The organism is Candidatus Uabimicrobium helgolandensis, from assembly GCF_041508025.1.
Taxonomy (GTDB): domain Bacteria; phylum Planctomycetota; class Uabimicrobiia; order Uabimicrobiales; family Uabimicrobiaceae; genus Uabimicrobium; species Uabimicrobium helgolandensis.
In genome coordinates this window covers 6293204-6312545 of record NZ_CP165719.1, presented here as the reverse complement: position 1 = coordinate 6312545, position 19342 = coordinate 6293204, and the positions used below count along the sequence as shown (strand labels likewise).

General features: G+C 35.0%; 22 protein-coding genes. 9 read left to right on the top strand and 13 right to left on the bottom strand.

Annotated elements, in window-relative coordinates:
* Nucleotides 1–322 precede the first annotated feature (322 nt).
* Nucleotides 323–472: a hypothetical protein gene (locus UABHE_RS23485; protein WP_372365733.1), complete on the bottom strand. Its 150-nt coding sequence runs from the start codon at nt 470–472 to the stop codon at nt 323–325.
* A gap of 191 nt (nt 473–663) precedes the next feature.
* Here UABHE_RS23485 and UABHE_RS23480 point away from each other — a divergent pair, with 191 nt between their 5' ends.
* The 3 genes from UABHE_RS23480 (at nt 664) to UABHE_RS23470 (ending at nt 2953) form a co-directional block, all read left to right on the top strand.
* Nucleotides 664–1536 (top strand): DUF6174 domain-containing protein, encoded by an 873-nt coding sequence (locus tag UABHE_RS23480; RefSeq protein WP_372365732.1) that lies wholly within the window; start codon nt 664–666, stop codon nt 1534–1536.
* Between the two features lie 437 nt (nt 1537–1973).
* The gene (locus UABHE_RS23475) at nt 1974–2597 is read left to right on the top strand and encodes a hypothetical protein (RefSeq protein WP_372365730.1); all 624 of its coding nucleotides are present in this window, start codon (nt 1974–1976) and stop codon (nt 2595–2597) included.
* A 23-nt stretch (nt 2598–2620) separates the two neighbouring features.
* Complete coding sequence (locus tag UABHE_RS23470; RefSeq protein ID WP_372365729.1) at nt 2621–2953, top strand: hypothetical protein; 333 nt, start codon at nt 2621–2623, stop codon at nt 2951–2953.
* Nucleotides 2954–3119: 166 nt separating this feature from the next.
* Here UABHE_RS23470 and UABHE_RS23465 read toward each other — a convergent pair whose 3' ends face one another.
* From UABHE_RS23465 to UABHE_RS23450, 4 genes are all read right to left on the bottom strand, one after another.
* Entirely contained in the window at nt 3120–3752 is a 633-nt protein-coding gene (locus tag UABHE_RS23465; RefSeq protein ID WP_372365728.1) for a class I SAM-dependent methyltransferase, read from the bottom strand.
* 360 nt (nt 3753–4112) lie between these two features.
* Nucleotides 4113–4484 carry a hypothetical protein gene (locus UABHE_RS23460; RefSeq protein ID WP_372365727.1) on the bottom strand — a complete coding sequence of 124 codons (372 nt, stop codon included), beginning with the start codon at nt 4482–4484 and terminating at the stop codon, nt 4113–4115.
* 380 nt (nt 4485–4864) lie between these two features.
* On the bottom strand, nt 4865–5320 hold the full coding sequence (locus UABHE_RS23455; RefSeq protein ID WP_372365726.1) for a hypothetical protein: 456 nt from the start codon (nt 5318–5320) through the stop codon (nt 4865–4867).
* A gap of 195 nt (nt 5321–5515) precedes the next feature.
* Nucleotides 5516–6211 (bottom strand): leucine-rich repeat domain-containing protein, encoded by a 696-nt coding sequence (locus UABHE_RS23450; protein ID WP_372365725.1) that lies wholly within the window; start codon nt 6209–6211, stop codon nt 5516–5518.
* A 325-nt stretch (nt 6212–6536) separates the two neighbouring features.
* On the opposite strand from UABHE_RS23450, the gene UABHE_RS23445 reads away from it, so the two are divergent.
* The 3 genes from UABHE_RS23445 (at nt 6537) to UABHE_RS23435 (ending at nt 7231) form a co-directional block, all read left to right on the top strand.
* The gene (locus UABHE_RS23445) at nt 6537–6671 is read left to right on the top strand and encodes a hypothetical protein (RefSeq protein WP_372364459.1); all 135 of its coding nucleotides are present in this window, start codon (nt 6537–6539) and stop codon (nt 6669–6671) included.
* 12 nt (nt 6672–6683) lie between these two features.
* Entirely contained in the window at nt 6684–6878 is a 195-nt protein-coding gene (locus UABHE_RS23440; RefSeq protein WP_372371671.1) for a four helix bundle protein, read from the top strand.
* A 122-nt stretch (nt 6879–7000) separates the two neighbouring features.
* On the top strand, nt 7001–7231 hold the full coding sequence (locus UABHE_RS23435; RefSeq protein ID WP_372365724.1) for a hypothetical protein: 231 nt from the start codon (nt 7001–7003) through the stop codon (nt 7229–7231).
* A 430-nt stretch (nt 7232–7661) separates the two neighbouring features.
* Here the strand turns inward: UABHE_RS23435 and UABHE_RS23430 are convergent, their stop codons facing one another.
* From UABHE_RS23430 to UABHE_RS23395, 8 genes are all read right to left on the bottom strand, one after another.
* Nucleotides 7662–8273: a type II secretion system protein gene (locus UABHE_RS23430; RefSeq protein ID WP_372365723.1), complete on the bottom strand. Its 612-nt coding sequence runs from the start codon at nt 8271–8273 to the stop codon at nt 7662–7664.
* Nucleotides 8274–8626: 353 nt separating this feature from the next.
* On the bottom strand, nt 8627–10468 hold the full coding sequence (locus UABHE_RS23425) for an N-acetylmuramoyl-L-alanine amidase (RefSeq protein WP_372365722.1): 1842 nt from the start codon (nt 10466–10468) through the stop codon (nt 8627–8629).
* 55 nt (nt 10469–10523) lie between these two features.
* On the bottom strand, nt 10524–11393 hold the full coding sequence (locus UABHE_RS23420; protein ID WP_372365721.1) for an NAD(P)-dependent oxidoreductase: 870 nt from the start codon (nt 11391–11393) through the stop codon (nt 10524–10526).
* Between the two features lie 9 nt (nt 11394–11402).
* On the bottom strand, nt 11403–12074 hold the full coding sequence (locus tag UABHE_RS23415; protein ID WP_372365720.1) for an NAD(P)H-hydrate epimerase: 672 nt from the start codon (nt 12072–12074) through the stop codon (nt 11403–11405).
* Between the two features lie 5 nt (nt 12075–12079).
* A complete protein-coding gene (locus UABHE_RS23410; RefSeq protein WP_372365719.1) occupies nt 12080–13519 on the bottom strand; it encodes an HAD-IG family 5'-nucleotidase in 1440 nt (479 codons plus the stop codon).
* Nucleotides 13520–13521: 2 nt separating this feature from the next.
* Nucleotides 13522–14355, bottom strand: a complete 834-nt coding sequence (locus UABHE_RS23405; protein ID WP_372365718.1) for a RimK family alpha-L-glutamate ligase — start codon at nt 14353–14355, stop codon at nt 13522–13524.
* 28 nt (nt 14356–14383) lie between these two features.
* On the bottom strand, nt 14384–15097 hold the full coding sequence (locus tag UABHE_RS23400) for a glutathione S-transferase family protein (RefSeq protein ID WP_372365717.1): 714 nt from the start codon (nt 15095–15097) through the stop codon (nt 14384–14386).
* A 173-nt stretch (nt 15098–15270) separates the two neighbouring features.
* A complete protein-coding gene (locus UABHE_RS23395) occupies nt 15271–15585 on the bottom strand; it encodes a hypothetical protein (protein ID WP_372365716.1) in 315 nt (104 codons plus the stop codon).
* 213 nt (nt 15586–15798) lie between these two features.
* Between UABHE_RS23395 and UABHE_RS23390 the strand changes: the two genes are divergently transcribed.
* The 3 genes from UABHE_RS23390 to UABHE_RS23380 all read left to right on the top strand — a co-directional run bounded on the left by UABHE_RS23390 (nt 15799) and on the right by UABHE_RS23380 (nt 19321).
* The gene (locus UABHE_RS23390) at nt 15799–16215 is read left to right on the top strand and encodes a hypothetical protein (protein WP_372365715.1); all 417 of its coding nucleotides are present in this window, start codon (nt 15799–15801) and stop codon (nt 16213–16215) included.
* A 109-nt stretch (nt 16216–16324) separates the two neighbouring features.
* Nucleotides 16325–18430, top strand: coding sequence for a protein kinase (locus UABHE_RS23385; protein ID WP_372365714.1), 2106 nt, complete (start codon nt 16325–16327; stop codon nt 18428–18430).
* Between the two features lie 6 nt (nt 18431–18436).
* A complete protein-coding gene (locus tag UABHE_RS23380) occupies nt 18437–19321 on the top strand; it encodes a serine/threonine-protein kinase (protein WP_372365713.1) in 885 nt (294 codons plus the stop codon).
* Nucleotides 19322–19342: the final 21 nt, after the last annotated feature.

The window sequence follows — 19342 nt, the reverse complement described above, 5'->3', positions numbered from 1 at the left end:
TTTTTCTTCGATGTTACGAAGGTAGCAGCTTATAATTGAGATTTTTTATTTGTCTTCAATTTATCTTAAATTTCAAAAAGAGATTTTTGCTATTATTAGCTCTATAGCAAGTAAAATAAGTACCTTATGCATTTCTTGAAAAATCAACAAAAAAAGAATTAAATGACCTTGACCCTTTTTGATAACAGCTTTTTTAACAACTCGCTCTTCTTCTTTAATTCTTAGTACTTCCTGTAATTCCTCTTTTCTAAAGAAATCTCCCCAATACTTTCTCAAACTTAGAAGTGTTTTTTGGCTTTTTCTCTGTTTTCATTGGTATCTTTCAACCACTCTGTACAAAATTCTTTGTTACTAACCTAAATTTGCCATCTTGATTTTCTAATTTTATCATAGCCATAACCTTTATTTTAGTTTTGGAGTTATGGCTATTTTCCTTTTTTAGCACATTTTTTCTACCTTTTTCTTCTTTCACCCTTTATTTCTCAATATTCTTATGCAACGGACTCTAGACTCAGCTGAAGGTGTCGTACATCAAAATAATCTGATTGAGAACCGCATATAACAATCAAAAATAAAAAATTTTAGGAACTTTCATTTACAATCAACCTACTAACATACTGTTAGACCAAAAGTCATGTAAAAGGAAAAATTTAGGAGAGAATCGTGAAAAATTTAGTTATTTTGTGCATTTTAGTAGTTTTAGTTTTCCATTCTGTAAGTGCTCAATCAAACAACGAACAAGTAAATAAGGTCACAACACAATTTTTAAAGTGGAAGCAACATAAAGTACAAAACTATCAGTTTACATTCCATCGAAATTATATGGAAATGCCATTTGAAAAATACGCTCTTCCTAAAAGAATCAATGTTGAGCAAGATAAAGTAGTCAAAGTTACTTTTACCGATTCTAAATTCGATGCCAAGTATGGGAAAGCTCCGGTGCCAAGTGTAAATACGTTGGATGCAGTTTTTGCTTTAGTCGCGAAAGCTATAAAAGAAAAAGCTGACAAAATTGATGTAAAATACGATGCAAAGTATGGATTTCCAAAATCTGTTTTTATTGATTGGGAGACAGATAGAGCAGATGAAGAAGATTCTATTGAAATATTAGATTTTACTCCAACCACAGTAACTGAAGTAAACGTAGAAGGAGTACTTTCAAAGAATTTGTTACTTTGGAAGCAGCAAAAAATACAAAATTACCAGTTTACATTCCATCGAAATTATATGGAAATGCCATTTGAAAAATATGCGCTTCCTAAGAGAGTTAGTGTTAAAAAAGGCAAAGTGGTCAAAGTTACTTTTACCGATTCTAAATTTGATGATAAATATGGAAAAGCTCCAACACCACAGATTAATACTGTAGATGTGACTTTTGCTTTAGTCGCGAAAGCTATAAAAGAAAAAGCTGACAAAATTGATGTAAAATATGATGCAAAGTATGGATTTCCAAAATCTGTTTTTATTGATTGGGATACAGACAGAGCAGATGAAGAAGATTCTATTGAAATATTAGATTTTGTAACGAATAATTGATTTGTAACAACCTAGAAACTAGAGTGTGTTTGCGAACTAATTTTTATTTTGTTAGAGGTTGAAAAGGAGTTTACAAACACGCCCTAATTTTAAAAAAAACTAGTCTGACACGAATATAGCTACACGTTAGGATATTTGTGTCAGACTGGAATGTCATTATTTAAAGCTGAGTTTTGACAGAACCATTTAAAACTTGAACATAGTAAAGAATAAGTTACAATACCAAAGAAATGTAAATGGCCTGACAAAAGTAGTTACCCATTGAATGCAGGGCTTTTATTTTCTAGTGCGGCGAGACGAAGGCGCGCAGCTATAGCTGCGTACTAAGGAGCAACAAAGCTAGGAAATAAAAGAGCAAAATGCCGATGGGTAATTACTTTTGGCGGGTCACTTAGTAAAATGAATCTAATAACTATGGAGTTTTATTGGAGAAAGAAATGTTAATTCGAAATCTTGTTTTAATCGTTTGTTGGTTATTTTTGTTATCAAGTCCAGCTATTTGTTCGCAAGAAATAGAGAGAGACTTAATTCCTAAGGAATTTAAGATCGTTCCATCTTTAGAGGAAAAATACCAACTTCTTCACCTAGGAAGTGTTAGCTGGGCTGTTGACAAAGAACTTAAATTTCAAAATGGCGAACAAAGTAAAAAAATTAAATTGTACTTAACTAAGTACTATACGGTTCATCGATTTTATTCCACTTACGAAGAGGGATTAAAGGTAAACAGAATCGAATGTACCAAGTTAGGACCAGATATTCATGAGATACTTATTGATCGCGTTTTGTCCAATATTGCTAGAGCTATTAGAGTCATGCACGGTGAACCAGGTAGGATAAATAATGTTGATATCTCTAACATAATTCAAATTAGTAAATCTCCTCAGATAGATTTTTATGTAAAAAGAGAGTGCTCTGTTGAACAATTGGCTTTTTTAGTTGAAACCTTGCTGAAGAAGGAAAAACTAAATGCTATCTATACTTTCTGTTTCTTAAAAACAAATGACAATAAACATATGAATTTAAAAGGTAATATTAAGCATATTTTGTTGTTTACGGACTAGTACCAACCAAAAATGGTGTCAGATTGGAATGTCGTTCTTCGTCAAACGCAAATAGTTATTTCGTTACATTTCTAATTCTTGGTACTGTTCGCCAAAAAATTATTGCTCTTACTGATTACAAAGCTGGATTATGTGGTTACTCTTTACGAAAATCTATTCATCCAGCAGGTACTAGCAATTCTTTCTGGTATTTGTCACCTTTTTCGCAATTCTTTTTCCAAACCAATAAATCTAAATCTATTAAGTTTGACTCCTTTTCCACAATTCTTTTTGGTATTTGTCAGTTTGGCACCTTTTCTATCATATTAAAAAGGAAAAAAACGAGAAAAAGCGAAATGATTGCTTTGTGGTGCTAGAAACTTACAATATGGGTAAACCAAGATGAAATTATTCAAGTTACCGTTCAAATTTTACCTATTTACATCGAGTGCAAAGTTTGTTTTTCATATACCCAAAAGAATATTTTCGCAATCGGTTAAAATGGTTTATCTCTGTAAGTGGATAAAGTAAATTGATTTGTATTTAGTTTTTACGCTGACTAACAACGGCTAACCATGGTTGCCTTTCTCTTGGTTGTCCACTGGGTCGATAGTAATGGTGAATGATTTCAAAGCCTGCTTTGTTGAGGTAATTTTTGCTGGTTTCATATTCCATGTAGTGACCATATCGTTGTTCTTGCCATCCTTCTGCATTACCTCTTGGATTTGAAGAAAAGAGTACTCCATTAGGTCGCAAGGTTTGGTGTAAATCACACAGAACTCTGTGCAGCTCTTGGCTTGGTATATGAAACAATGAAGCGTTGGCAAAAATACCATCAAAAGAGCTTTTGTTAAGATTCAGTTTTAAAAAGCTCTGGTGTAAAACAGGGCAATTAGTGTATTTTTGCGCAATTAAACAAAACTCTTTGCTCCCATCTAGTCCAGTAGGATTATGTCCTAGGGATTTAAAAGTATAAACATCCCTACCTGGGCCACATCCCAAATCCAAAATATCTAAAGTTTTATTTTTTGGCATAGCTTGTAAAAAAGCTTCTATATTTTGGCTTACGTCGTGATCTTTGGTCCCCAACCAAAATGATTTTGCATGGTAATCGTAATGTCCGATTGTATACTTTTCTATTTCGTCTAGACTCTTTTGTGATTTTTGCTTTGACATAAATGTTTCCTCAAATAGGCTTCTTCTTATTCTGATGTCAGATTTAATTTTTGGATCTCGAAGCTCTAATTAATACAAGTGGTATTTTGAAAATGCTAGCTTATCATATCGGCACGATAGAACAGATAATTACTTATCTATCCTATCTACTTACCATTGGATTTGTACGACGATGAGAATGATGAAATATATCGTATCTTTTACTTGGTTTTCAAAGCAACATAAATTTTTTATTCATCGTTATTATACGAATTGATCCTTTTTAGTGAATACAAAGAAAAAAAGGTCAGAGTTGAATATTATTTAATATCGAAATTTTAGGCTCACTGAATTGCAAAAATTTAATAATAGAGTTGCTTGTTAAGAACGCGAAAGATTGTCTTGAATCCACCCCTGCATTACTTCGTCAATAACCATAAAAACTTTAGTTGGGGGTTTTATGAGAGCTATTATTTCTGGCGTATCGTCAAAGAATACATCAGCTTTTATTTGCTCGATTACGTGCGCTTTCCATTCACTTAAATTTTGGTCTTTTTTGCGCCCTAACTCGGAATCATTGGGTATGATAATTCTATCATAACGTACCTGGCAATCTTGAAGAGCTAGTTGTGCTTCCTCTAGACTATCTCTGCAAGTAACAATGATAATTTCTGCTTTCATAAGGCGGGTAAAAAGAGAAAAGAATTCGGGAGCATGGGTAATTGTATGATTTATATCTATAGCAATTCGCATTTAAATGACTCCTACATAAATGAAAAAACTCAAAAAATGTATTATTAAGTATACTGTATTGAACAAGATTGTGCAAATTGCTGGAAATTCAAAAAAAAGGACAGAGCTTTTCAAAAAAGAGGTCAGACGAAATTTTACAATTACTGTATTGAGAACTTGTAACAGGAATGATGGTATACTTTTAAAAAAAGTGTCAGACGAAATTTGAGCTTTCCAGTAATGCCGTTTCGCATTCTCTTAAATAATCATTAGGTTTATTGACTACTAGAAGAATTTTGACTCGCGAATATGGGAGAAATAAGTTCTAAAGAAATGCTGATTATTCAATTCTTGTCCAATGATCAGGTATCTTGTCGGGCCATAAAATTGAATCGCAACTATCAGGTCCAATAAAGAGCTTTTCCTGCAAATAGTTGTTTTATTTTGTGTATATAGCGCAGACACTCTACAAAGCGTTCTTTTTCTTTGCCTTCAATTAATATTCCTTCTCTATAGCAGATAACATCTAAATCTATGAGCGTTTTTTTATCGTCTACCCAGTCAAATATAAATTGGAAAAAGAATGGATGAGACTCGTGATCTACCTTGTGAGTAGAGGAAAGAGTTAGAATGTCTCCATCAAGAAAACAATCAAGATCTTCTTTTCCTAATATATATCCTCCGCTAAACTCATTATTTTTAACTTGAGAAGTATATTCTTCTATTTTTTCAATGAACACAGAACGCGAAATATGCGGAATAATACATTCGAAGAAACACACAGCATCCTTCATATCTTCGATGAGACAAGCACTTTCTTTTTCGATTATATCGATTTGTGATGCATTAAGAACCACAGCAATCTCCATTTTTTATGTTGTTTGAATTGTTTTATTGTGAACTTTGTATGCGTTGCTATTCACTTTGTTTCCAATTGTGCAAACACTGTTTGCACAATCGATAGATGAGGTAAATTTATTTTACTAATTCTCTATTTCAAACTTTATTAATAAGTTAATCTGTCCGCGAAGGCTTGGCATTTTCTTTTTTTATTAAAAACGTAATTTTTTCAATTTGCCAAGAAGAGAATGTAGTGCTTTGGTTGGGAGATGTAAATTGGGATTATCTTCCAGATAAAGTTCTTTAAGGTTTTGTAAATGTTTTAATTCTTCAGGTAGATTGGTCATCTGATTCATCGCTAAATCTAAGTAATTGAGATTTCGCAATTGCCCAATTTCTCTTGGTATCACTTTAAGAAGATTGTTTCCCAAATCCAGCGCTTCAAGATGCGTCATTTTCCATAATTCATCTGGTAATGAAGTAATTTTATTGCCACCTACTCGTAAATCTTTGAGTGTAGATAGTTGCGCAATATTCCCAGATAATTTCGAGATTTGATTATAGTAAATATATAGTTCTTCAAGATTTTGAAGTTGATGAATTTCTTTTGGAATAGTGGCAAATTTATTCCAGCCTAAATATAATTCTCGAAGTTTGGAGAGGCTAGTAAATTCTCGCGGCAATGTCGTTAACTGATTTCTGCCCAAATACAAATAAACAAGGTTTCTAAGTCTACCGATTTGTTGTGGTAATTGAGTGATTTTATTGTTGCCAATATGTAGGTGTGATAAATTATGGAGATTACAAATTTCCAGTGGAAATGTAGTTAGGTTGAAGTCACATAAATTCAGTTCTTGACTTCGATTTTTTTTAACGGCTTCAATTCTTTTTCGTATTTGTGATTTCATTTCTGGCTTTCTAGCATATGTCTAATAAAAAACAATTGCCAAACCGAAATGAGATGCCTAAGAATATTAATTTATAAAGACATACTCAATGTTTGGCACATTTACTGCTTTGTATGTCTTGTACACACGCTAGATTGTCAAGTTGGTTGTATTTTTTTAGTAATAAGTTGCGATTATGTATAAATATAATAATTAGCTTAACCCAAGTTGCGACCTATAAAAGTTGTCGTATAGTCTGGTATAATTACTCTTACAAATTCGATGTGCGCGGTTCGAATCTCGTGAGACGCAATCGTGGCACATGGCACGAAGTAAGGGTAATGCAATGAATTTTAATCATGAAAAATTAGATGTATATCAAGTATCACTAGAATATACAAAAGAAACATTTAATGTGATGGAGAAAATGCCATCAGGTTACAGCTATTTAAAGGATCAGCTAAAAAGAGCATCGCCTTGAGTCCCTCTTAATATAGCAGAAGGCAATGCCAAATTTAGCAAAGAAGAGAAAGCAAGGTTTTTCTCTATAGCAAGAGCATCAGCAAATAAATGTAGTGCAGTATTTGATGTTGCCAAGATAGCCCAAATAATAGACTCAAAAGAAAAAGAGAAAATCAAAAAACTACTCTATCGAATAATTTGTATGCTTTCAAAGTTAATAGTCTAATTTTCGCACATGGAATATCGATCCACGACCACGAACCTCAAAAATCGAATTGCACACATCGTTTTTTTATACTGTTATAACGACTCTTCTCTTAAAGTAGGAAAAATAAGAAGGAGAAAGTCATGGAAAAAGAAATTATAATTGTTTTCTGTATATGTAATGAGATAACACAAGCACTCAAGATTGTAGAAGATCCTCAAGTTAAAATGACTAATTCAGAAATTATGACAACAGCATTAGTTTCTATGCTCTACTTTTCTGGCAACTTTGAAAAAGGACGAAACTTTTTAGTCAGATCACTTCTTTTTTTCCAAAGAAAATTCATGCTGTTACCTCTTATGGATTTGAGTTAAAAGTTGTCCTTTTTGTTCTCGCTTTCACTTTTTCTTGTTATTTTTAGGTCGCAACTTAAGTTAGCTTATCAGATTGTATTGATTTTAAAAAGAAGAAATTTTGTAAGAAAATATCCTAGCCTTGAAACAAAAATTTTAGGTACGTTTTTTAAAAGGATAATTATTTCACTCGAAGTAAATTTTTAGGTTTATAGTTTTGTAATAAAAGAAGTGTCAATAGCCCTGGATTTCTAAATCCAGGGCTATTATTTCAATATTAGTTACCGTCTAGTGACCAGTGAGGTGCATCACTTACTAGTTTTAATACTTCGTAAGTTTTACCAATGTTTGTAGTGTAACCGTTAGCGTGTTTTATCTAAAAAAGGAGTCAAGCTTTTTTGGAAACGCACTGAAACTTTTTTGGAAGATTTCGTGTACAGTTAATATAACGTTAGTTGCCAAGTACAGAAAACATATCTGAAAAATTACTGTTAGGTCTACGTATATGGTCAACATGTAGATCTAAAAATAAAAATTGCATTACTTGTCCATTTTCATGATTATGAGAATCCCCTAAATCATCCCCGACAATAGGCGTTGTTGTTGTATCTTCTGCTGGACGAAAAATACCAGGGTACACACTCTGTTCTTTATTTAAACGTCCAGCATAACTAATAGGTCCTGATGTAGTACCTGAATCAGGAGCATTAGCTAGACTCTTAGTAAAACGTCCGCTTCTTCCTTCTTGAATTTCACATTCTCTATTGGTATCCGCAGTACTTGGACACAAATATACAGTAGGTTCAAGAAGTATTCTTTCTCTGTATAATTCTGCAATAAAACCTTGTCCATTGCGCTGAGGATAGTAAACTTGTTTTCCCAAGTCTAAGAGATACACAGCCAAGCCTTTGCCTATTTGTGATAAATTTGGTTTACAGCGTCCCCGAGCATCTGTTTTTTCGCTTACTTGGTTCAATGCTGGTAATAGCATAGCTACTAAAACGCTTAACATGATTATAATCGCAAGAATTTCAACAAGTGTAAATCCGTTATTTTTTTTCATATTTTCTCCTTTACCGTAATGATAAAGTCGACAGTTTTTAGAGTTAGCAAATTTAAAATTAGAACAAAAATAATATTGCAGTAGTATATTTAATTTTTCTCTGGAAATCTGTCGACGAATAAAATTGTAATGGATGTGTTTGCTAATTACTAATGCAGAAAATAGATCGCGTTAAAATAAGAAATTCATTCTTTGACCGTCATTGATTATGAGAGTTTCTATTTTTATAATCTTATAACAAATTGACTGAATTTGCTTGAAATAAATTTTGAGGTTTATAGATTTGTAATAAAAGAAGAAAATTAGGTGTGTTAATAGCCCTGGAGTTAAAACTCCAGGACCATATATCAATATTAGCGACCGTTTCGCGACCAGTGAGGTGCATCGCTTGCTAGTTTTAATACTCCATAAGTTTTACCAACACTCCACAACGTTCTGTTAGAAGCTCCCGAACGTGGAGATCCTATCGAAACTGTGCGACCGTTAGCGTCTTTTATCTTTAGTGTGCCACTCCAAGTAACGGACATGTCAATAGCATCGCCACGGATGTGATTTGAGGACAGAGCTGGACGATAAACAATTCCGTAAGAACTGACCATTGCTCTTGCTGCTGAGACAGACTTACTTGTCGAGCCGTGCCACCACTCAATATTTACTCCTGATTTTGCAGGAACGCTGCGCGGGTTGTAGCCTTCTTTGGCAATACGATAAGCCCAGTGCATTAGGAATGCTCTTTGTGGTGGGCGTAGAGTGTTCGAAATAGAAACATTCGCGCCTGCGCTTCTTAGAGCATTGTAGAAACGAGTCATATTACCGCGAAATGGATCTTTTAGGTCTTTGATTTGACGGCTTGGTGGGAAAAATTTAACCCAGTGTGATCCACTTAGACTTTTTGATGGGGAACCACTACCACCTGATAGGCCCAAAGATCCCCATACTGTTTCTCCAGAACCAACTGCGCGCGAAGAACTATTTGATTTATAGCCAGACTTGCTTACTGTATAACTGTAAGTACCAGGAGATACTTGAAAGCGAAAAATTCCGTCGCTGCCTGTGGTTTGTTTTGTGCCACTACTTAAGGTAACTGTTGCACCGCCAAGACGCGCACTAGATCCTTTATTACTGTCGTAAACAGCTCCTATTAAAGTACCTGTTGCTGCACTGTCTAGTTGCTCTGTCTCGCCACCGCGCGCTATGTGATTTGCCACATCGCGACGAATTTGTGGAAGAATATCGTATAGACCTCTTCCTGGACAAAGTGTACTTGAAAAATCTTTATGTCCGTAAATACTGTTAGAGCTGATTCCGTATTTGTCGCACAACCATGCCAAAGTACTAATCATTGCCTTGTAGCCATTTGGATGTACATTTTCCATATCGTAGTCACCGATAAGGTTTACACCAACATTATTAGTATTGGCACCACCTGTGTGCGCACCAATAACATTTTCTGGACGTCCTTGATAAATAACCGTTGACCCAGAACTATAAGTACCAATAAGAAAATGGTAGCCAATGTCAGACCAACCGTTGTTATCCATATGATAGTTTTGGATACCACGGATAGTAGATGAGCCCTTGAAATTAGAAGCTAGGGGACGATAAGTGTGGTGGATTGTAAGTTTGCGTGGACTGTGGTAACTATAGCCTTTTTTAGGTTGACGCGCTCCCCAATCACTACGAGAAATGATACTTGGTTTGCGAACACCGCGACTTTGCTGTTGTACAATTGTTTCTTCTTGTAACATCATAGGAACAACATAGTCGTAGCTAATTTGTACTTCGTGCAATTTAGGAGAGTGTCCATCAGCACTACGAGTAAATACTACGCGGTAACGATAAGTGTCATGTGAATTATCAAAGTGAATATCACCTTCTGAATTTTGCACGGCGCGCCATTCACTCCAATTGTAACTGTTATCTCTTGCACTTACTTCAAATTGTAGAGAGGCACCTTCTGGTACATCAGCATAAAAGTTAACAGAAATAGCATTGAAATAAGTACGTGCTGTGATCTCTGCAGAAGTAAGAGTTCCTTCATTTTCTTCTATAAGTGCCATAAAGCTCTTTATCGAAGCTACACCTTCACATTCACAGCGTGTCATTTTTTCTGAAGTAAAGCGATCTGTGTATTGTAGATCCATGTGTGCAAATGTAAATCCAATACACAACAGTAAAAAAATAAATTGTCTCATTAAGACCTCCGTTTTTTACAAAAAACTAAAATTAAAAACAAAGCGTTTCCGCGCTCTATTTAACAAAATTTGCTATTTTTTGCTCGATGATTTCACCTATACGCAGTAAATTTTCGGTAGTGGATGATGCTATGTGTGGCGTCGCTAAACAGCCTGTTGTTTCAACCAGAGTTCTGTCTTCAGGAGGTTCTTTCTCCCAAACATCAGCGGCATATCCTGCAATATGTCCCGAATTAAGCGCTTCACAAACGTCTTTTTCGACAATACATTCACCGCGACCAGTATTGATTACGTAGACACCCTTTTTCATTTTTTTGATTGACTCGCTGTTCACGAGACCACGCGATTCATCATTTAGTGGTGTATGAAGACTAATAAAATCAGATTGCGTTAGCACTTCTTCTAGTGACTTCATTTGCGCATATTCGCAAGTAGCAGCTGTTCTTTTATAAGCAATGACATTCATCGAAAAAGCCGCTGCTCTTTTCGCTAGTTCTTTTGCAATACGTCCGTATCCAACTAGTCCCAAAGTTTTGTTACACAACTCTGTTCTCTTACACTGTTTTTTTAACCACTCTCCTGCAACCATACCATTATGCGCTTTTGTTAAACGGCAAGGCATGGCAATCATCATTGCAAACGCCATTTCTGCAACAGCAATACTAGAAGCTTCCGGAGTATTGTCGACACGAATGCCTTTTTGTTTAGCATAATCAAGATCGACATTGTCAAGCCCTACACCTCCGCGAATAATCATTTTCAACTCTGGGGCTTTATCGATCCACTCTTTTGTGCTTTTTGTTTTGCTGCGAATAAGAGCAATATTGGCTTCGGCTAGACGTTCTTTATCAGAAAAAACTTCGCCGTATTTGGCTAATTTTTCAGGTAATGAGGAATCAAAGGCATCACAAATCAATATTTTCATATATTACTCCTATAGTTTTTCAACTAACTCTTTTGGTATAGAAATATCAACAACTTCGATATTTCCTGTTACACTTGGTCCGTCTTTATCAAAAAAACCTCGTTTAGGCAGCGCAAAAGTAATCGTTATTTTCGCTGGCAGTACTTCACCGAGAATTTCACCACTGTTGCAATCTAGTCCTGAGGGAGTATCAATAGCAATTGTTTTCTTTCGCCACGATTTAATTTCACTTATGATCTCAAGCATATTTCCTGTGATTTTACGACAAAGACCGGTTCCAAATATGGCGTCTACAAGGTAATCGCAATTTTGCAGTGTGTTGTTATGCTCATGTAAATCTTGTGCGCTACTTACTTCAGTAATGGGGATTTTCATATTGTGTAATATGCGTAAATTAATACCTGGATCACTGTTAGTAGCTATCTCATTTACTTTGCCTAAAAAAAACACATGGACTTGCACATTGTTATTGTGTAAGTGACGTGCGATTACAAAACCATCTCCGCCATTATTGCCTTTTCCGCAAAAAATAGCAACGTTTTTTTGCGTCGCGATTTCTTTTAAAATAATGCGCGTGGCACCTACACCAGCGTTCTCCATTAGAACAATACTTGGAATTTGATACTCCTCTATGGCAACGCGATCTAGTTCTCTTACTTGTTCTTTTGTATACGCTTTCATAGAACTTAATCTTTCAAATCTTCAGGGTAGAATACTGGATCATGAGGTATACTTCCGCGTGGTGAACGAAAATACATAAAAGGTGTATAATACAGTAAGTTAGAAACGCGAGAAGTATATATATCGGCATAGCGCTCGACCTGGCGTGTAAACTTACTTTTGTCATTTCCTGTACGCATCAAATAGCTCCAGTTATTATTAAAGCGCTTGCTATCGCGTACATTTAATTCGCCAATTTGAACGTCTAACTCGTGTAAATCGTCACGAAGCCCACGTAGTTGTGCTTTTATCATTGCAGGATCTTCTTTTACCTTACTCGCGTACTTATTCTCGCGACGTTGTAAAATAAGTTGGTAATGCCTTATCTGTGCTTCCAGTTCTTCTTTTTCTTGCATCATTTTACGTATTTGACGATGATCTGCTCGCGCGTTTTCAATTGCCTCAAGCTCCTGCTCAAGTTCACGAATAATAAGGGCTGTTCGCCAACGAAGCACGTCTTTTGAAATACTTACATCGCAAAATAAATGATCACCAACGTAGAGAATTTGTTCTCCAGACACGCCTAGATATCTTTCGATCATCGCCGCATTACCACCAAGATAACAACCTTTCTTTTTAATTTCTCCAATAACAGGCTGTAAAAGGCCGTCTTCATCGACAATTTCAAACATTGGGGGCTTATCAACGAAAAAACTAGGTTTTCGCGCCGAAACAACAATGAGATCAAATAGATCTCTCCAGTCCATCCCTTTTGGTAAATAACGATCGCAGATGTACGACATCATAAACTTACTATATATCCAGCCAGAATTTGTGATAAGTAACAATTTCTTTCCGGCATGTTTTTGATCAAGAAGCGTTAGTGGCAAATCTGGATCTAATTCTACAAATTTCTCAGGATTTGCCATGATTTCATTTTTAAGCTCGCCTTCTAAATGCGCTTGATCTAGAACTGTACGAATGCGAAGAGCTAGATCATGATAACCAATGATCCCCGATATTTTCCCACGATCAAGTAGGTCAACAAGTTGCGAAAATATACACGCTTCAGAAATAGAAAATAATGTATTGAGAAAAGCATAGCGTGTGTCTGCCAGATCGATAATCGTGCGGCTGTACACTTCACGCATTTTTTCGAAATCCAAACGATGGGTCCCATGGTAAGCAGCTTTAACATAACCAAAGCGATTTACTTTTACGATATTACCTAATTCTCTATCGATGACAAGACCACGAATAAAGATACTAGGATCAAAAACCAGATCTTCAACAGGCCAGCCATCTCTTTCTAGGTATTTTTTTATGTATTCGTATGCTAAACCTTCCCAAGCATCCACTTTATAATGGACGAGAGTGTAGTCCATGTCGTACCCAATAACAGGTATTGCACGAAGATTGAGAGTTCTGTTACAAAAAATTCCTCGTGTGTGTGGTATTTTTATCATTATTATTTCCTAGATAAATTACAAAAAGCTTCAACAAATGACGAAAGCGCAGCAGTGGAGTTTTGAAAATACAATTGTGGCTCAATGAGTTCTAATTCAACTAGATGTAGTTTGTGCTCATATCTTATCATATCAACACGCGCATACAATTGTATAGGAATCGACTCTATTACTTTTGTAGCCTGCTCTAAGTCAGCTGCTTCTGGTTTTACCAACAAAACACTACCACCATGTTCTTCTTGAACGCGAAAATCGTTTTTTTGAGGGCGTTTAATTATAGCATGACTAAATTGACCGCCAAAAAACATAAATGACCACTCACCTTCGCTAACAACACTTTCGCAAAAAGGTTGCGCCATATAAAAAACAGGTAAATCTGGTATCTCTATCTTTTGATTTTCTTCGACCAAGTAGGTATGGTAAGCTCCTGCACTGATTGTTGGTTTAATCACTACTTTATTTGTTTTCCATAGCGAAAACAGTGTACGTCTTTCTTGTTGTGAAGCTATTATTTTTGTAGGAATTACAGGAATCCCTTTTTGTTGTAGATCAATCAAATAATTTTTATTTGTATTCCATCTTACAATGTCGAGTGTGTTAAATAAACGACATCCGCTATCTGCTATTTCTTGTAAAACACCAAGAAATAAGTCACTCTGCAAATAGTAATCCCATGTAGTACGTATTACAACACACTCATAAGAACTCCAATTTGTTTTTTGACTCCAAATAACAATGTCTACATCAATATTTTTTTTCGCTAACAATTTTATAAGAGCGAGTTCTTCGTCAATCATATTTGGAAGATCTTCACATGTTAAAAATGCACATTTCAATTTTTTCTACCTTTAATGTATATAAAAATTATCTATAGTTTTCATATATTTTGTTTACCCATAAAATTTTAGACATATGCTCATCGCGAAATCTTTGCAAGTCATCGGGAATTTGCAAAGGCCATTTAAGTCCATAACCTTGAGGTTGGTAAATAGGAGCCAGTAATGCAGCGACGGTGAGATCTGCGCGACTAAAACTGTTTCCCACCATAAAGTCGCGGTTTTCAAGATGGCTGCCAACCTTGTCTATAGCTTTGATAAGTTGCTTTTTTGATTCCAAACCTGTTTCGTCATTAATATTCATACGCTGACGCATAACTTTACGAACCTTGGGAAACATAACAGAAAAAATTGTTTTTTTTATCGGTGAGACTCCTGACGATAACATCGGAGCAACAATATTTTTATGTTTAAGTAAATGAGCGTAAAAATAACGGCGTAAATTGATTCCAATCTGCTCATCAGCATATTTTTCCCAGCTGCGTACTTCATCTAATTTATCAGAAAGAAGAGAATGTTTTGGATATTTTTCGTCTAAATAATCGAGAATGCTACTAGAATTTTGAATAACCTTACCTTCATCAACAAGAATAGGAAGATGAGTTTGAGAAACCATCTTACGCGTCGTTAAAGTATGTAAACCAGGTACAAGATTCACAAGTTCATAATCCAATTTTTTATAGTCTAGGGCCCATCTAATTTTTTCACAATAATGCGAAATAGCAAATTGGTAAAGTTTCATTGTTATTCTCCTATCAATTTCCACTAAATTACTTGATTTGTATAACACAAGACTTGACACCTCCAACCCCAACGATATTAATGCATTGCGCACGGTGTTTGTCAATAATAAAAATGTGTTGACCTATTTTAGGCCAGCAAGTTGAAGGGGTATTATTATTTGATTCTAATTTTTTAATCTTTTTCAATCTTTCTGCTACATAGATCACATATCGTTAAAAAAAACAAAATTAGAACCATTATAAAAATAAAAGTGAATGAAAAGAACCAAATTGGTTCTACTACACATATTGGGTAATTTGTGGCAAAATAAATGTGGATTTTTCCCATGCCTGTATCATGGTTGTATTTTTTTACTTGTATGCCAAAACATCTGCCTTTTAATGAAAAAGATAGATCATGAGTTGTTTGAGGGATAGGACCTAGGCCAGGAAGAGCCAATATTTTTACTGAGAAAATTAAAAAAGTTATAATAATTATATTTTTCATAACAAAGTTCCTTGAAAAATGCGTTTATGTTAGCCGCTTCCGAGCCCAATCCCCAAGTTTTTACTTGAGAAGAATTTTTCAATCTTTGGATGTTACATAATTAAGTGGGAAAAGAATCAATAAGAAATTCTTTGCCACAGTTACAAAATACTTGATTTGTGTAATGTAATCATTTATTCTTGCGATACAACAACTCTTTTAAAAGGAAAATTCATGGAACGAGTTTACACAATTTTATATAAATCACACCAGCATTGGCGCTATATGATATTTATGTTTGCTGCTATTGCTATTGTATCTCTTGTTATTGGGCTTTTTAGCCAAAAAAAATGGCGTCCTTTAGGACGTGTTAGTTCGTTATTATTTGTGATCATGATCGACATCCAGGTTCTCATTGGTTTAGCTTTATGGTTTGTGGGAGAACGTTGGAAAGGTGCTGATCCTGAAAGAAGCTGGGAGCATCCTACAATAATGCTACTTGCTGTAGCACTTGTACATATTGGTTCTGTAAAAGCCAAAAAAGGTGAAAAAGACGATCTTGTTCGTTATAAAACTATGTTGAATTTTGCTTTTGCAGCTATGGTAGTGGTGTTATTTGGCGTTTATAAAATTACTAAAGGTCTTCCTTAAGAATGGGGTTAGCTTTTTGTTCTAAAAGTACAATATTTAGTTGTTCTTTGTACTCTATAGGGCGTGTTAACACGCCCTAACTTAAATTTTTATAAAAGGAGAGTATTGCATGGACGAAACGAAGCCATTTCCAAAACAAGTTCCACGATCTATTTCTCCTAGCGCAGAAATCCAAAATTTTATTATCACTAATAATCATCAGTTAGGTAAGTATAAACTAGGGCCACTGCTTGGTCAAGGAGGCATGGGTGTTATTTATCAAGCGCAAGATCTCGAGACAAAGAGAGTTGTTGCCGTTAAAATTCTTTTGGATAAAAATAGCAATACTGTACAAAAACTCCTTGATGAAGCCTCGTGTATGGCACAGTTGGAACACGCAAATATCGTACGTTTCTATGAAATAAATTACGAACCTCGTCCTTTTTTTGTTATGGAGTATGTTGAAGGCATAGCTTTATCAAAATTGTTACAAAATCGCGAAGCGCTTAAAGAAAAAAATATTATTGATATACTAATTTTGCTATGCCAAGCACTGTCTTACGCTCATAAAAAGAATATTTTACACCGAGATATTAAGCCTCAGAATATTATTATAACCGAAGAATTAGTGCCTAAAATTACCGATTTTGGTTTAGCACGTTCGCGTTCTACAGGTAATTTGACAACCCACGGAATTTTCCAAGGAACGCCAAACTATGTAGCTCCAGAACAAATAGCAGGAAAAACTTCTGTGAAGAGCGAAGTTTACTCTTTAGGAGCGACAATGTATGAAATGTTGACATCACGTCCTCCTTTTCAAGGAGACTCAAATTACAATGTGCTTTTTCAAGTTGCCAATCACCGTCCTATACGTCCGCGCGAAATTGATCCAACAATTTCACCGTATTTAGAAGCTATTTGTTTAAAATGTTTAGAAAAAGAATCAAAAAAACGTTATCGAAATTGCAAAGAGTTTTTTACCGACCTGCAAAATTTAGAAAATGGCCGACCAATTACTGCGAAAAAGTATACTAGCTGGGACGCTTTTCGCAACTTTTTTGTGCGCAATCGCGTTTTTTGTATATCGGTTACTATTGTGTTATTTTTGTTTACGGCATTTTTTTCAATCATTCTCTTTCAAAATCGCCAACTGAATAAAAAAAATTACGATTACAAAGTAAAAAGTATAATGCTTCTTGCACAAATGGGTAAGACAGAAAAAGCGATTGAAGAACTACAAAGTACTTTTTCTAAAAAAAGTATTCAGATAAACGATATATCAGCAAGAGTTTATTACTTGGGAGGCGATTATAACAAAGCTCTTCTTTATATTAATCGTGCAATGAAACAAAATCTTAACTCATATGAATTTTATATTCGCCGCGGAAAGATTTTCGAAAAAATGAAAGACTATGTTCAAGCAATAGAAAATTTTGAAAGGGCTGGTTCTATACAAAACAATGTTTCCGAATATTTAATTCTCAAGGGCCAAGCGTATACAAAATTAAAACAATTTCCACAAGCAGTTCGCGAGTATACCAGTGCCATTGAAAAATTTTCTCCTAACTATTTTTTCCATATGTTGCGGGGACATGCTTATTTTTCACAGAAGAATTTTCTAAAAGCACTTCAAGATTTTAACACTGCTATTAAATTGAATCCGCAAGACTATGAAAGTAGTGAAACGCGTGCCGATATATACCTTTTACAAGGCAATTATCAGGAAGCGCTTAGCGACTACAACAAAGTAGTTGCAAATAATAAAGCAAGTGCACGTACTTATATACAACGCGGAGCTTTGTTTCGACGGTTGAGAAATTACGAACGCGCGATAGCTGATTACAATATGGCGCAAAAATTAAATCCCGTTATTGTAGATGTATATAACAATCGCTCGAATGTTTATCTTGATAAAGAGGATTTGCCATCAGCGATGCGCGATGCACAAATATGTATACTTTTAAAACCTAATAACGCTAAATATCGCATTCAATTATCTCGCATTTTGAATCGTGCAAAACGTTACCAACTAGCGCTAGATAATATAGAACGCTTAGAAATGCGAATTAAAAATATCCCAGAAATACACGAAGTAAAAGGCATGATATTGTACAATTTACAAAATTATAAACAGGCACTTGCAAGCTTTAGAACTGCTCAAAAATTAGGATCACAAAGTAAAGATATTTCCCGATTTATTTCACTCACCCTACAAAAAATAGCAGCTAAAAAATAAAGGTATATGATGAAAAATAAAACTTTTGTTGTCGATCAAAGAAAACATCGAGTGAAAAAGCAAATTGGCGAAGGTTCACATGCTACAGTGTGGCTAGCAGAAGCAATTTTTTACCCCCACGATGCTATTACTATTAAAACAACAAAAGATGATCCTGTTGCTCAAGAAAGAATCAAGAATGAAATTTTATTTCTTAAAGAAGTAAATCATCCAAGAATACCACAAATGTTGGCTTTTGACCAAGAAAACTACAAGTGGTTTGCTATGCCTCATTTACGTAATATCCATATTTCACTGCCAGATAAAGGACGAATTGCAGAATACGATATTAGCAATTTAGATTTGCAAACAGGCTACCCATCCCATGCTAAAAACATACCTTTAAAATACCGCGAAAATTTAGCAATCAACATAGTTGAAGATATTGTAAGTGTAGTTGACTATATTTCTAGCACAGGAGCTGTGCATGCAGATATTAGTCCTGGAAATATAATGGAGTCGCGCGGTTCACTTATTCATAAACACTACTTACTCTCTGACTGGGGAGCAACAGTTGCAGTTGACAAAAGTAATGAAGAAGCATTTGGAAGCCTTCATTTCATCGCTCCTGAGAGATTCATGGATCATACGGAATCTAAATCGGATTTATATTCCTTAGGAGCTGTAGCATTTTATATCCTAACAGGAACTATCCCCTATCCTGGAACAAGTGGAGAAGAATACTATCTAAATACAGCCATTTACGATGGTGTTAGCCCTGTTGATATTGAAAAAGATATATCACCCTCTTTGGGAAAATTGATTGCGAAATTGATTCGCAAAGAACCAAAAGATAGACCTTCTGCTGAAGAAGCCTTACGTAAAATTCAAAAAATGAAACAAAAACACTAAAACAAACGTTTAAATACGGAG